Below are 13679 nucleotides of genomic sequence, written 5' to 3' on the forward strand. Positions count from 1 at the left end.
CCAAAACTCTTGTCTGACAATGGTTCATGTTACATTGCAAGCGAATTAAAATCATATTTAAAAGACAATTATCAAATGCAACAAGTGCATGGCAGACCCAATCATCCGCAAACACAAGGAAAAATTGAACGCTATCACAGAACCATGAAAAATGTTGTGAAACTTGATAATTACTTCGCTCCAGAAGAATTAGAAGCTGCTTTAGAAAAATTTGTATATGGGTATAACAATGAACGCTATCATGAATCATTAAACAACTTAACTCCTGCAGATGTCTATTTTGGGAGAGGTGAATTGATTTTAAAAGAAAGAGAAAAACTAAAGAAAATTACAATTTTAAACCGAAGAAATGAGTACCAAAAATCAAAATTAACAACAAATCAAAAAAATCTTTTATCTTTGAATTATTAACTAAATACTCTCTTAGCAAAAGTCCAATTTAGTTTGAAGACGTACACTACTGAAAATAGGATGGGTAGCGATTTGGATGTTCCAGGTTCAGAATTAGATGATCAGCAAGAAAGTGTGGGAAGTGAAGATGAAGAAAATAATTACTATAGTCTTGGCGGTGATAACCACAATGATTTAGAAGAAGATAAAGGATAAAATTTAAAAAGAGCAAGAATTGATTAGTTTTTGCTCATTCTTTTGAGAGTTAATTTCAAATTAATGCGAAAACTTAAATACTACATTAATTGTTAAATACTTTTTCCTCAACTTTTAATTTTGTAATTTTACTTTTTATCATAAAAAATAATGAATAATCTTATTTCATTCCGTAAAAATAACACCGATGGTCTTTCTATATCTTTGGTTTATTTACACGATGATTCTTTTTTAAAATGCTCGAAAGAGTTCGTATATTAATCCCTGTCGAGCCCAAGACAGGGAAATCTTCTGATTCCTTACACATAAAAATTTAATAATCAAGAGCTAATTGATGTCTTCTTGTCTTATCTACTATTTTCAAAAGAGAAAGTTAGTTGTAGGATTTGGGCATTTTTATAAAAAGCATCTTAGCATTGGTACAACATAATGAAAAATGACTCAAGAAATCATATTAACAACAGGAATATACGACTTAATTAAAGATCTTATTAGAAGAAAAAAACTAACACTCCAAGAAGAAGAACGGCTAATAGTGCAACTTAAAAATGCAAAACAAGTTGTTCGTAAAAGTTTACCATTAGATGTCGTGACTGTTGATGTTAAAGTAACGGTTAAAAACTTAATAGAGAAAAAAGACGAAGTTTATACTTTCGTAGCACCAGCAAAAGCAAAACGCAGAAACAATACGGAATCAATTATTGGTTCAATGGGATTAGCATTAGTTGGATGCAAAACTGGAGATATTGTAAAATGGCATTTTGGCGAAGAAGAAAAAGAATTCGAAATTACAAATGTAGAACGATTTGCTTAATTTTTTGAAAAAAGCCAGGGATCAAGAGAAAGATTTCTGGCTTTTTTTTTAGGATTGTTATAAAACACTTTTTAAATAATATTAAAAAATTTAATTATTCAATTTTTTTTACGCTTACAAAAAAGTGGTTGTCATAAATTTTAATTTTTTTATTCTTTAAATTTTTAATCTTTATTTTTTGATTTTCAGTTGTCGGATTGATACGTATTTTTTCATCATTAATTTGAATAGCAATAGGCATATCAAAATTATCATTCACATTTGCCCAATAATAATATAAATTATCACCTTTGATTTTGTAGACTAATTGAGGAACCTGATTAGTATACAAGTATTGTCTAAAAATAGGGGAAAGATTCAAACCTGAGGCCTTGTTGAAATAATCAATTACAGTGTCAGAAGTGATAATTTTTTTCTTAAAAGTTTCTGAGTAATCATAAAGTATTTTCCACCATTTTTCATCGTCATTAACAACGTGTCTTAATGTATTTAATAGCAAAGCTCCTTTGTAATACATATCGCCAGATCCCTCATTATTTACACCATATTGACCAATAATTGGCTTATCATTTTTTACATTTTTCCCCTGACCATTGATATATTTCATTGCTGCATCATATCCTTTAATACATTCCACAAAAACAGATTCTGAATAAGTTGTAAAACCTTCGTGAATCCACATATCGGCAATGTCAGTACTAGTAATACTGTTACCAAACCATTCGTGAGCTGTTTCGTGGATGGTAATATAATCAAAAAACATACCTACACCAGTTCCAGATAAATCATAACCCATGTAACCTTTTTTATATTTATTTCCATAAGCAACAGCACTCTGGTGTTCCATACCTAAGTAAGGAGTTTCAATTAATTTATAACCATCTTCCCAAAATGGATAGCGTCCAAATTTAGATTGATAACATTCCATCATTGGCTTTACTTCCATAAAATGTTCTCGTGCTTTTGCTTCATTTTCTTTTAAAACATAATAATCAAGATCTAAATTTGGCATTTTGTCTTGAATATGAGCATAATCAGCAATGTTAACCGTAATAGAATACGTATTGATAGGATTTTTCACTTCCCAATCCCAACGTGTGTAGCCATTTTTTAAATCTTTTGAACCCATAAAACGCCCATTAGAAACATTCATAACACCATTTGGAACAGCTACTTTTATTGTAGCGCCATAATCTGGTTCGTCACTCTGAGAGTCTTTTACAGGATACCACAAACTTGCGCCAGTTCCTTGAACAGCAACTGCAATAAAATCCTTACCAGCTTTATCTTTAGAAAATACAAACCCACCATCCCATGGTGCATTTCTTGCAACTTTTGGATTACCTGAATAATAGAATTTGATTTTATGATTTGATTTTTGAACTAATTTTTCTGGAAAATCTACAAAAATAGCATCATTGTCACGTCTATAATTTAAATTTTTAGAATTGTACACGATTGAATCCACTTTCATATTTTCAAATAGATCCAATTGAATAGTTTTTGTAGCTGTTAGAATATCAAAAGAAATTTCGTTGAAACCTTTAATACTCTTCTGTTCCGGATTGATTGTAATATTAAGATCATATCTTTTTACATCAAAAGAGGTACGCTCCTTGCTTAATCCGCCTTGTAAAGAATCTCTTCGAGTAAATTCTTGTGCAATTGTTTCTTGAAGACCAATTGTAATAAGAATTAATAAAAGTAGTTTTTTCATAAATGTATTATGTTTTGTTTTTTGAGTCAATTTTAAAAAAGTAAATATACATAATTTAAAAATCGGCACTAGTAGAAACTGTTATAATTTCCTTAGTACTGGGATGCGAAAATATTAATTGCTCAGCGTGAAGATGTAGTCGATTTGCTTTTGTACCATATAAATCATCACCAACGATTGGAGTTTTTAAACCCATTTCGTGTGAAGCATGGACTCGCAACTGATGCGTTCTACCCGAAATAGGATAAAAATAGACGCGCGTTTGGTTGTTTTTCACTTCTATAACTTCCCAATTAGTTTGGGCTTGTTTTCCGTGTTCGTAACAAACCAATTGTCTAGGTCTATCGTCTAAATCTACTCGAAGTGGTAAATCTATAAATCCTTCCTTTTCTTTTAAAACACCATCTAAAAGCGCCACATAACGTTTTTTTATAGTCCGTTTGATGAATTGACTTTGTAATTTCACATAAGTCTCTTCATCTTTTGCAATTAAAAGTAATCCGGAAGTCGACATATCTAAGCGATGCACAATTAACGGACCAGTTGCTTCCGGATACATATCTTTTATACGTTGATAAACCGAATCTTGAATCCTTTTACCAGGAACCGACAGAAATTCCGAAGGTTTGTTTATTACTAAAAGGACATCATCTTCGTAAACGATTGTAATTTCTTTTCCTTCCGCCGGATTGGCTTCAAACGGATTAGCTTCCATATCCAAACCTTGCAACATATGCGTCATTAAAATGGGTTCACATTTACTTTTACAAGCCGGATAAAATTGTTTATGTTTTCTGATTTCTGAATTTGGCGCTTTTCCCCACCAAAATTCTGCCATTGCAATCGGTTTCAACTTATTTTCAAAGGCATAATGCAATAATTTTGGGGCAGCACATTCTCCAGCACCAGCAGGCGGATTGTTATTAAATATTTCACCAATGCTTTTTCGTTCGCCAAACTGGTTTAAAAACGAATAAGCATCAAATAATCTTTGTTGTAGAGCGCTCGATTTTTGTTTGCGCAGTTCTTTTAAAGCTGTAATTTCAGCAATGAGTTTATGTAATTCATTTCTAGCATTTTCTTTCTGAAAATTCCAGTATTTGGTCATCTGTTTTAACAAAATACTTTCTTGCTTACTAGCTTCACTTAATTCTTTTTGTACCGATTTATATGATTCAAAATCCAAAGTTTGTTCGGCAATTATTCGTTTTTCATCGCGATTAGCTTTTTCCGATTTGATTCTTTCTTTTTGATTTTGAATATCTTTCTCCGCTTGAAGATTTATAGTTTTAACGTTTTCAATAGCTTTTAGATAATTTTCAGATTGTTCTAAACGCTCAATTTCTCGATTGATTACATTTACGGTTTCTTCTTCGATTTTATAAAAACCATCTTTTTGCAACATATCAAAAATGGTAGGTACAAAATAATCGTGGCGATTTCTATTAGCTAATTTTCCTGAAAAAGCCCATAAATAGCCTAATTCGCCATTTGAATTTTGACAAACCAAAACACCAAACATTTTTCCAATAACCAAACCTTCTTGATTTTCGCGCAACCCAAAATTATGTTCAAAATTGGTTTGTGTTTCTAAATACGATTGCAATTCATGGGAAGCAAGAATACTCAATTCGTGCGGTTCATAATAAAAAGGAAACGTGAATTTTTCGGGTAATGAAATTCCTGAAATATCACTTTTGAAAGGTTGGAAAATGTTTTTTGACATGATGCAAAGATAATAGAATTGAAATAATTTCTATATTTGATAAAAAAAGTTTCACGATGCATATTGAATCCCACAGAAAAAGCATCATTCATAGGATTTTGGATGTGCAGAACGAGCAAATATTAGATAAAATTGATCAACTTCTAAATGAAGAGGGTTACATCTATGATGTTTCAGGAAAATTATTGTCAGTTGAGGCTTATAAAAAAGAGGTAGAAGATATTCTTAAAGCATCAGAAGAGGATGAAGTATATAACTCAGATGTGATTAGAAATAAAATTTTCAAAAAATGAAATCAGTAGTTTGGTTTAAAAACTCATTGGATTCACTTCAATCAATTTATAATTATATTTACGAAAATAGTCCTCAAAATGCTAAAAAAAGTTGTCGTTACTTTATTGGATTTAGGTGATGGATTAGCGATTTTTCCTGAAAGGAACTCAAAAGAACCTTTATTTAATGATGATACGATTTGATATTTTCCTAAATGGAATTTTAAAGTAGTTTATAGGATAGAAAAAGATAGAATTTTAATTATCAACATTTATTCAACTCAAATGAATTGGTAATTACTTAAGACTCTTTTTTAAGCAAAAAAAATCCCGAAACAAGTTCGGGATAATTTATTTGTAATTGTGTTCTTAAACTTGAAGAACGCCCATATTAAATTTTCTTTCGATAGGAGCGTGGTTCGCTGCTTCAATTCCCATAGAAATCCAAGTTCTGGTTTCTAACGGATCAATAATAGCGTCTGTCCAAATTCTCGAAGCCGCGTAATAAGGCGAAACTTGTTCGTCATAACGTGCTTTAATTTTATCAAACAATTCTTTTTCTTTTTCTTCATCAATTACTTCTCCTTTAGCTTTTAAAGAAGAAGCTTCAATTTGTGCTAATACTTTTGCAGCTTGCGTTCCGCCCATAACAGCAAGTTCGGCACTTGGCCAAGCAAAAATTAATCTTGGATCATAGGCTTTTCCACACATTGCATAATTTCCTGCTCCATAAGAATTCCCTATAATTACTGTGAATTTTGGTACGACCGAATTGGCCATTGCATTTACCATTTTAGCTCCATCTTTGATGATGCCGCCGTGTTCTGATTTGCTTCCTACCATAAAACCTGTAACATCTTGTACAAATACTAATGGGATTTTCTTTTGGTTGCAATTCGCAATAAAACGAGTGGCTTTATCAGCAGAATCGGAATAAATGGCACCGCCAAACTGCATTTCGCCTTTAGCGTTTTTTACAATTTTACGTTGGTTGGCAATAACTCCGACTGCCCAACCGTCAATTCTAGCGTAAGCGGTGATTAATGTTTTTCCGTAATCGCCTTTATATTCATCAAATTCAGAATTATCAACTAAACGTTTGATAATTTCATACATATCATATTGTTCAGATCTAGATTTTGGCATAATCCCATATATATCTTTTGGATCTAAAGCAGGTTTTTCTGATTTTACACGATTGTATCCCGCTTTATCAAAATCACCAATTTTCCCAACGATACTTTTAATACGATTCAAAGCATCTTTGTCGTCTTTTGCTTTATAATCGGTTACACCTGAAATTTCACAATGTGTTGTAGCACCTCCAAGTGTTTCATTATCAATAGTTTCACCAATTGCAGCTTTCACTAAATAACTTCCTGCTAAGAAAATACTTCCAGTTTTATCTACAATCATAGCTTCGTCGCTCATAATTGGTAAATAGGCACCACCAGCAACGCAACTTCCCATAACGGCAGCAATTTGGGTAATTCCCATGCTGCTCATCATTGCGTTATTTCTAAAAATTCGACCAAAATGTTCTTTATCAGGAAAAATTTCATCTTGTAACGGCAAATAAACTCCAGCAGAATCTACTAAATAGATAATTGGTAATCTATTTTCCATAGCAATTTCTTGGGCTCTAAGGTTCTTTTTTCCGGTAATAGGAAACCAAGCTCCGGCTTTCACAGTAGCGTCATTTGCCACAACGATGCATTGTTTTCCAGAAACATAACCGATTTTAACTACTACACCACCAGACGGACAACCGCCGTGTTCAGCATACATTCCTTCGCCTGCAAATGCAGCGATTTCAATACTTTTTGATTTTTCATCTAGTAAATAATCGATACGTTCTCTGGCAGTCATTTTGCCTTCGCCGTGTAATTTATCGATTCTTTTTTGACCGCCACCTAATTTTACTTGCGTGAAACGTCTTTTTAAATTTGATAATAATAATTTATTGTGGTCTTCGTTTTTGTTGAAATTTAAATCCATTCTATGACAATTGTGTTATTGGTTGGCTAAAATACAAAATCCATCTGAAAAATAAATTTTTTAGATGGATTTACTATAGTTTTAACGTATGTTAATTATGATTCTGGTGTATTCGAAATATGATTAAGACTATCTCTTGTATTTTTCTGCACGGTAATGGCACCAAAAATAGATAATAAGAAAGAGAAAGCATAAAAACCTTTTTCACTTGGTAATATAGCTGCGTTTACAAGTCCAATAGTTAGTAATGTAATTGAAAGTAATGTCGCAAACCAACAAATGCCGTAATATAAATCTGTAACTGGAATATTTTCTAAACGGTCTCTAACACTTTTTTGTAAAGAGATTACGCCGAAAAGTCCAAACATTAAGACTGTAAAATAATATCCTTTTTCATTTAGTAACATTTCTGCTCTAAATAATCCGACTAAATAGCCGATAACGCCTGCTCCTAATGCAATCCAAGAGGCTCCAACGAATGCTGTTGATGGTTTTTGATACATATAATTCGATATTTATTAACTACAATAATAGGTTATTTTTTTGAATCGTTCACTAATCTTTTTAAAATTGCCCATTGTCTTAATGCATCTCGTGCATCAATGGCCGGATAACCAAGCATCGTTTTCCCTGCAGGAACATCTGCGGCAACTCCTGAACCCGCACCAATAATAGCTCCATCACCAATTGTAGTGTGGTCTTTTATCGAAGCACTTCCGCCAATAATTACTCCATTTCCAAGCGTAACTGAACCCGCAAGTCCGCTGTTTCCTGCCATAATACAGAACATTCCAAGCTTACTATTGTGCCCGATTTGCACTAAATTATCAATTTTACAACCATCGCCTAGGACTGTTGAGCTAAATTTACCGCGATCTACACTTGAATTGGCTCCAATTTCTACATTGTTTCCAATGATTACATTTCCAATTTGTGGAATTTTCACCAAACCTCTTTGAGGATCTGGTCGAAAACCAAAACCATCAGCTCCAATAGTTGCATTGGGATGAATGATGCAATCGTTTCCAATATGGCAACGTTCTCTAACTACAGCTCCTGGCCAAAGTGTTGTATTTTTTCCAATTGTACACTCATCTAAAACGGTTACATTTGGATATAAAGTCGAATTTTCTCCTATAACTACATTTGGACCAACATAACAGTTAGCACCGATTTTTACACCTTCACTAATTTGAGCAGTTTCATCAATAGTTGCGGTAGGATGAATATTCACTTTAAAAATAGGAGCAGGCGGTGTAAACAAATCTAAAACCTGACACATAGCTAAATCAGCATTTTTCACTTTGATGAACGCTCTGTTTTCTCCTGGTTCTATTGAAATATCTTCGTTTACAACTGCGACACAAGCTTTTGATGCGGCCCAAAGTTTTTCATATTTTTTATTTCCGATGAAAGAAATCTCTGTTCCGTTTGCAACTTCTAATTGTTCGGGAGCAGTTATTTTTGTTGTGATAGCACCAACGATAGTTCCTTTAAGAACTGCATTGATTTCTTCAATTGTAATTTGTTTCATTGGTTGGTTAATTGGTTTAGTTTTGCCGAATATATAATTATTTTTAATTCTTTTAGAAAATAAGATAAAAAAATCCGGATTTCTCAATTGAAATCCGGATTTTGAGCTTACTATTAAACCAAATTTGAAATTTAATCTATTAATCTTCTTTTTGTCCCATCATCATTAGAAAGCCTTTTAGAAATTTATCGATTTCGCCATTCATAACTGCATCAACATCGCTGGTTTCAACTCCGGTTCTAACGTCTTTTACTAATTTATAAGGTTGCATTACGTAATTACGAATTTGCGATCCCCATTCAATTTTCATTTTTCCAGCTTCGATGTCGCTTCTTTGAGCTTGTTGTTTTTTAAGCTCAATTTCATACAATTGTGATTTCAACATTTGCATTGCTCGCTGGCGGTTGTCGTGTTGTGAACGCGTTTCAGAACATTGAATCTGAATTCCGGTGGGTTTGTGAACTAATTGTACTTTAGTTTCCACTTTATTCACATTTTGACCTCCAGCACCACTAGAACGAGCGGTTGTGATTTCAATATCGGCCGGATTAATTTCAATTTCAATCGTATCATCTACTAAAGGATACACATAAACCGAAGCAAATGAAGTATGACGTTTGGCATTACTGTCAAAGGGAGAAATACGAACCAAACGATGGACACCATTTTCACCTTTTAAATAGCCGAATGCAAAATCACCTTCAAATTCTAAGGTTACGGTTTTTATTCCTGCAACTTCGCCTTCTTGAAAGTTTAATTCTTTGATTTTATAGCCTTGTTTTTCGCCCCACATTAAATACATACGCATTAACATAGAAGCCCAATCACAACTTTCGGTACCACCAGCACCGGCTGTAATTTGCAAGACTGCACTCATATTGTCGCCTTCATCAGAAAGCATATTTCTGAATTCTAAATCTTCAATATGATTGATGGTGTTTTGGTAATGAGCCTCAACTTCTTCCGCTGAAATGTCGCCTTCTTTGTAGAAATCCATCATAATCTGAAGTTCTTCGGCTTGTTCCATACCTTTATTATATTCGTCTACCCATTTCTTTTTTGAACGTAGGTTTCGGACGATGATTTCGGCTTCGCGTGCGTTGTTCCAGAAATCGGGAGCAAAGGTTTTTTCTTCTTCGTTAGCTATCTCAATCGTTTTGGCATCAACGTCAAAGATACCTCCTTAACGCACCAAGGCGATCAATAATATCTCTGACTTGTTCTGTATGTATCATAAATATTGTAGTTTTGTTTTAAATTCTGAGGCCCTAGCCCCGATAGTAGTGGAAATCCTTTGTGTTTTTTCTTTAAAAACGCAAAGATTGCAACGAATAGCGGGAGAAAGCTTCAAATAATTTGACCAAAATTAAGCTATCTAATCGATATATGGAAATAAATTTAGTGAGTGATACGGTGACAAAACCTGCTGTGGAAATGTTGCAATTTATGTTTAACGCGAAAGTGGGGGATGATGTGTATAAGCAAGATCCAACGGTGATTGAGTTAGAGGAAACTTTAGCGAATATTTTTGGGATGGAAGCGGCTTTGTTTTTTCCGAGTGGGACGATGGCAAATCAGACGGCAATTAAATTACATACACAACCTGGCGAGCAAATAATTTGCGATAAGTATTCTCATATATATCATTATGAAGGCGGTGGTGCTTCTTTTAATAGTGGCGTTTCGTGCTGTTTAGTAGATGGAAAAAGAGGAATGATTACAGCAGATTTAGTGCGAAATGCAATAAATGATCCTGAATTTTATCACGCTCCTTTGACTTCTTTAGTGAGTATTGAAAATACAACCAACAAAGGTGGTGGTGCTTGTTATGACATTCAGACTTTACAAGAAATTAAGCAAGTTTGTGTCGAAAATAATTTAAAATATCATTTAGATGGTGCCCGATTATGGAATGCTTTAGTGGCAAAAAAACAACATCCGAAGCAGTTTGGTGAATTGTTTGATACGATTTCGGTTTGTTTGTCGAAGGGTTTAGGTGCGCCAATTGGTTCGGTTTTGCTAGGTTCGGCTGCCGATATGAAACGAGCTTTACGAATTAGAAAGATTTTTGGAGGAAATATGCGTCAGTCGGGATATTTGGCTGCAGCAGGATTATTTGCATTGCAACACAACATCAGTAGATTAGAATCGGACCACAGAAGAGCGAAGGAATTAGGCGATTTATTGAGAAAAATGACTTGGGTGGCGAATGTGGAACCTGTGGAAACCAATATTTTGATTTTTGGCTTGCAAGCTAATGTAGATGAAAAGGTTTTTGTGGAGCGAATTAAGCAAAAAGGAATTGCAATTAGCTCGATGGGACACGGAAAATTAAGAATCGTGACCCATTTAGATTACAAAGAAGTGATGCACGAATATGTGCTTGAAGTATTTCAGAAGTTTGAAATTTAACTTCCAAAGTAAAATAAAAAACTCCAAATTCCGAAAAATACAATTGGAATTTGGAGTTTTTTTATTGGAATTTATTTAAACATATCCATTCCCGGGATGTTTGGCATTCCGTCTTTTGCAACGGCTGCTAATTCGGCTTCGTTAACGTCAGTTGCTTTTTCAATCGCTTTATTTAATACGTTAACTAAATAATCTTCAAGCATTTCCTTATCTTGAAGTAATTCATCACTTAAAGTGATATTTTTGATTTTTCGGTTGGCCGTAATTGTTACAGTTAGAAGTCCATCCGTACTTTTTTCATCAATTAAAACGTGGTCTAAGCGTTTTTTAGTTTCTTCTACTTTTTGTTGGGTTTCTTTTAATTTTCCCATCAGACCCATCATATCTCCAAACATAATATTAATTTTTTTATTACAGCAAAAATAGTAAATTAGCGGTTAATAATTATTGTAAAACTTCATGAAAAAAATCACGTACTTTTTGTTAGGTTGTGTTATTTTTGCTCCAGTTTATAGTCAAAATAAAACAAAAAAAATGTCTAGTAAAATACAACCACCAGTTGCTAAAATTATTCCTAAAAATTTAGAAAAGCATGGTGAGAAAAGAATTGATAATTATTACTGGTTAAACGACAGAGAAAACCCAGAAGTTATTGATTATCTGAACAAAGAAAACGAATACTACCAAAAATCTACAGCACATACCAAACAATTTCAAGAAGACTTGTTCTTGGAAATGAAAGCTAGAATCAAGGAAGATGATAGTTCAGTTCCTTATTTATATAACGGTTATTACTATATTACGCGCTTTGAAACAGGAAAAGATTATCCAATTCATTCGCGTAAAAAAGGAAGTTTAGATGCTAAAGAAGAAATTATGTTTGATTGCAATGAAATGGCAAAAGGACAATCTTACTTCAGTTTATCGGGAATAAATATTTCGGAAGATAACAAATGGGCTGCTTTTGGCTTGGATTTAGTTTCAAGACGTCAATATGTTATTCAGATTAAAAACCTTGAAACAGGGGAAATTCTTCCGGTGAAATTAGAAAATACTACAGGAGGTTCAACTTGGGCAAGTGATAACAAAACTTTGTTTTACACGCGAAAAGACGAAAAAACATTGCGTTCTGATAAAATTTATAAACATTTATTAGGAACAGAAGCTTCGGCAGATCAAATGATTTTCAACGAAAAAGATGATACTTTTAACACATTCGTCTATAAAGAAAAATCAAAAAAATATTTGGTAATTGGTTCTTCGAGCACCTTAACTTCGGAATATCAGATTTTAGAAGCGAATAATCCGAATGGAGCATTTAGAATATTTCAAAAAAGAACTAGAGGTTTAGAATATGGAATTGCACATTATGGTGATAGTTTTTATATTGTAACTAATAAAGACAAAGCAACTAACTTTAAGTTGATGAAAACGCCAGAAACGGCAACTTCGGCTGAAAATTGGAAAGATTTACTTGGACATAGAAAAGACGTTTTATTAGAAGGAATTGAAATTTTCAAGGATTATTTAGTGGTTGAAGAGCGTTCTAATGGTTTAAATCGAATCAGAATTATGCCTTGGAGTGGAAAGGGCGAATATTATTTACCATTTACAAGTGAAACTTATACGGCTTACACTACAACAAATGTTGATTTTGACACTGAAATCTTGCGTTATGGTTATCAATCAATGGCAACACCAGCTTCTGTAATTGATTTCAATATGAAAACTCAGGAGAAAAAAGTCTTGAAGGAATTAGAAGTTTTAGGTGGAAAATTCGATAAGAACAATTATATCGAAGAAAGAGTTTGGGCTACAGCCAAAGACGGAACCAAAGTGCCAATTTCTATGGTGTATAGAAAAGGGATGAAAAAAGATGGTAAAAATCCATTACTATTATATGCTTATGGTTCGTATGGTGCAACAATGGATCCTTATTTTTCATCAACTCGTTTGAGTCTGTTAGATAGAGGTTTTATTTATGCGATTGCACATATTAGAGGAGGAGAAGATTTAGGAAGAGAATGGTATGAAGACGGAAAGCTTTTAAAGAAAATGAATACGTTCACTGATTTTATCGATTGTTCCAAATTTGTGATTGCTGAAAAATATACATCAGCAGAGCATTTATATGCTGAAGGCGGTTCTGCCGGAGGTTTATTAATGGGCGCAATTGTAAATATTGCACCTGAATTATATAATGGTGTAATTGCACAAGTTCCATTTGTGGATGTTGTAACCACGATGTTAGATGATACTATTCCATTAACGACAGGAGAATATGACGAATGGGGAAATCCAAACGAAAAAGAATCGTATGATTATATGATGTCTTATTCACCTTACGATCAAGTAAAAGCACAAGCTTATCCTAATATGTATGTGTCAACAGGACTTCACGATTCTCAAGTTCAGTACTATGAACCTGCAAAATGGATAGCAAAATTGAGAGTTTTAAAAACGAATGATAAGCAATTATTCTTAGACACTAATATGGAAGCTGGACACGGAGGTGCTTCTGGAAGGTTTGAAGCTTTGAAGGAATTAGCAAAGGAATTTACCTTTTTATTAGATTTAGAGAAAATTAAGAAATAGTTTCA

Annotated in this window: 13 protein-coding genes; 6 read left to right on the forward strand and 7 right to left on the reverse strand. The window is 33.3% G+C overall.

The window, feature by feature from the left end; translation table 11 throughout:
* The 3 genes from T1L09_RS13810 to T1L09_RS06045 form a co-directional block, all read left to right on the forward strand.
* Nucleotides 1–411 (forward strand): integrase core domain-containing protein (locus tag T1L09_RS13810; RefSeq protein ID WP_422718468.1); only part of this gene is annotated, 411 nt, incomplete at its 5' end.
* Nucleotides 412–444: 33 nt separating this feature from the next.
* Nucleotides 445–606, forward strand: coding sequence for a hypothetical protein (locus T1L09_RS06040; RefSeq protein ID WP_322550058.1), 162 nt, complete (start codon nucleotides 445–447; stop codon nucleotides 604–606).
* A 436-nt stretch (nucleotides 607–1042) separates the two neighbouring features.
* Complete coding sequence (locus T1L09_RS06045) at nucleotides 1043–1420, forward strand: GreA/GreB family elongation factor (protein WP_322550059.1); 378 nt, start codon at nucleotides 1043–1045, stop codon at nucleotides 1418–1420.
* Nucleotides 1421–1514: 94 nt separating this feature from the next.
* Here the strand turns inward: T1L09_RS06045 and T1L09_RS06050 are convergent, their stop codons facing one another.
* Entirely contained in the window at nucleotides 1515–3137 is a 1623-nt protein-coding gene (locus tag T1L09_RS06050) for a M1 family metallopeptidase (protein WP_322550060.1), read from the reverse strand.
* 55 nt (nucleotides 3138–3192) lie between these two features.
* A complete protein-coding gene (locus T1L09_RS06055; RefSeq protein WP_322550061.1) occupies nucleotides 3193–4863 on the reverse strand; it encodes an RluA family pseudouridine synthase in 1671 nt (556 codons plus the stop codon).
* Nucleotides 4864–4919: 56 nt separating this feature from the next.
* Between T1L09_RS06055 and T1L09_RS06060 the strand changes: the two genes are divergently transcribed.
* Nucleotides 4920–5156 (forward strand): hypothetical protein, encoded by a 237-nt coding sequence (locus T1L09_RS06060; RefSeq protein WP_322550062.1) that lies wholly within the window; start codon nucleotides 4920–4922, stop codon nucleotides 5154–5156.
* Between the two features lie 348 nt (nucleotides 5157–5504).
* On the opposite strand, the gene T1L09_RS06065 is transcribed toward T1L09_RS06060, so the two are convergent.
* From T1L09_RS06065 to prfB, 4 genes are all read right to left on the reverse strand, one after another.
* Nucleotides 5505–7133, reverse strand: coding sequence for an acyl-CoA carboxylase subunit beta (locus tag T1L09_RS06065; protein WP_322550063.1), 1629 nt, complete (start codon nucleotides 7131–7133; stop codon nucleotides 5505–5507).
* Between the two features lie 95 nt (nucleotides 7134–7228).
* Nucleotides 7229–7636, reverse strand: coding sequence for an inner membrane protein YiaA (gene yiaA, locus T1L09_RS06070; protein ID WP_322550064.1), 408 nt, complete (start codon nucleotides 7634–7636; stop codon nucleotides 7229–7231).
* A gap of 32 nt (nucleotides 7637–7668) precedes the next feature.
* Nucleotides 7669–8667: a UDP-3-O-(3-hydroxymyristoyl)glucosamine N-acyltransferase gene (lpxD, locus tag T1L09_RS06075; protein WP_322550065.1), complete on the reverse strand. Its 999-nt coding sequence runs from the start codon at nucleotides 8665–8667 to the stop codon at nucleotides 7669–7671.
* Nucleotides 8668–8806: 139 nt separating this feature from the next.
* Nucleotides 8807–9902 (reverse strand): peptide chain release factor 2 gene (prfB, locus tag T1L09_RS06080; protein ID WP_322550066.1). Its coding sequence is split into 2 segments (ribosomal slippage): nucleotides 8807–9838 and nucleotides 9840–9902, totalling 1095 coding nucleotides; the frame shifts between segments, so codons are not numbered across the junction.
* Between the two features lie 151 nt (nucleotides 9903–10053).
* Here prfB and T1L09_RS06085 point away from each other — a divergent pair.
* On the forward strand, nucleotides 10054–11079 hold the full coding sequence (locus T1L09_RS06085; protein WP_322550067.1) for a threonine aldolase family protein: 1026 nt from the start codon (nucleotides 10054–10056) through the stop codon (nucleotides 11077–11079).
* A gap of 71 nt (nucleotides 11080–11150) precedes the next feature.
* On the opposite strand, the gene T1L09_RS06090 is transcribed toward T1L09_RS06085, so the two are convergent.
* Complete coding sequence (locus tag T1L09_RS06090; RefSeq protein ID WP_322550068.1) at nucleotides 11151–11474, reverse strand: YbaB/EbfC family nucleoid-associated protein; 324 nt, start codon at nucleotides 11472–11474, stop codon at nucleotides 11151–11153.
* 139 nt (nucleotides 11475–11613) lie between these two features.
* On the opposite strand from T1L09_RS06090, the gene T1L09_RS06095 reads away from it, so the two are divergent.
* Nucleotides 11614–13674: a S9 family peptidase gene (locus T1L09_RS06095; RefSeq protein ID WP_322550069.1), complete on the forward strand. Its 2061-nt coding sequence runs from the start codon at nucleotides 11614–11616 to the stop codon at nucleotides 13672–13674.
* Nucleotides 13675–13679: the final 5 nt, after the last annotated feature.

The organism is Flavobacterium psychraquaticum, assembly GCF_034497725.1.
GTDB lineage: Bacteria > Bacteroidota > Bacteroidia > Flavobacteriales > Flavobacteriaceae > Flavobacterium > Flavobacterium psychraquaticum.

What these genes read in the sequence shown, in the direction of transcription:
- T1L09_RS06045 (WP_322550059.1), top strand. Translation starts at nt 1,043, where the DNA reads ATGACTCAAGAAATCATATTAACAACAGGAATATACGACTTAATTAAA.
- T1L09_RS06050 (WP_322550060.1), bottom strand. Translation starts at nt 3,137, where the DNA reads ATGAAAAAACTACTTTTATTAATTCTTATTACAATTGGTCTTCAAGAA.
- T1L09_RS06055 (WP_322550061.1), bottom strand. Translation starts at nt 4,863, where the DNA reads ATGTCAAAAAACATTTTCCAACCTTTCAAAAGTGATATTTCAGGAATT.
- T1L09_RS06060 (WP_322550062.1), top strand. Translation starts at nt 4,920, where the DNA reads ATGCATATTGAATCCCACAGAAAAAGCATCATTCATAGGATTTTGGAT.
- T1L09_RS06065 (WP_322550063.1), bottom strand. Translation starts at nt 7,133, where the DNA reads ATGGATTTAAATTTCAACAAAAACGAAGACCACAATAAATTATTATTA.
- yiaA (WP_322550064.1), bottom strand. Translation starts at nt 7,636, where the DNA reads ATGTATCAAAAACCATCAACAGCATTCGTTGGAGCCTCTTGGATTGCA.
- lpxD (WP_322550065.1), bottom strand. Translation starts at nt 8,667, where the DNA reads ATGAAACAAATTACAATTGAAGAAATCAATGCAGTTCTTAAAGGAACT.
- T1L09_RS06085 (WP_322550067.1), top strand. Translation starts at nt 10,054, where the DNA reads ATGGAAATAAATTTAGTGAGTGATACGGTGACAAAACCTGCTGTGGAA.
- T1L09_RS06090 (WP_322550068.1), bottom strand. Translation starts at nt 11,474, where the DNA reads ATGTTTGGAGATATGATGGGTCTGATGGGAAAATTAAAAGAAACCCAA.
- T1L09_RS06095 (WP_322550069.1), top strand. Translation starts at nt 11,614, where the DNA reads ATGTCTAGTAAAATACAACCACCAGTTGCTAAAATTATTCCTAAAAAT.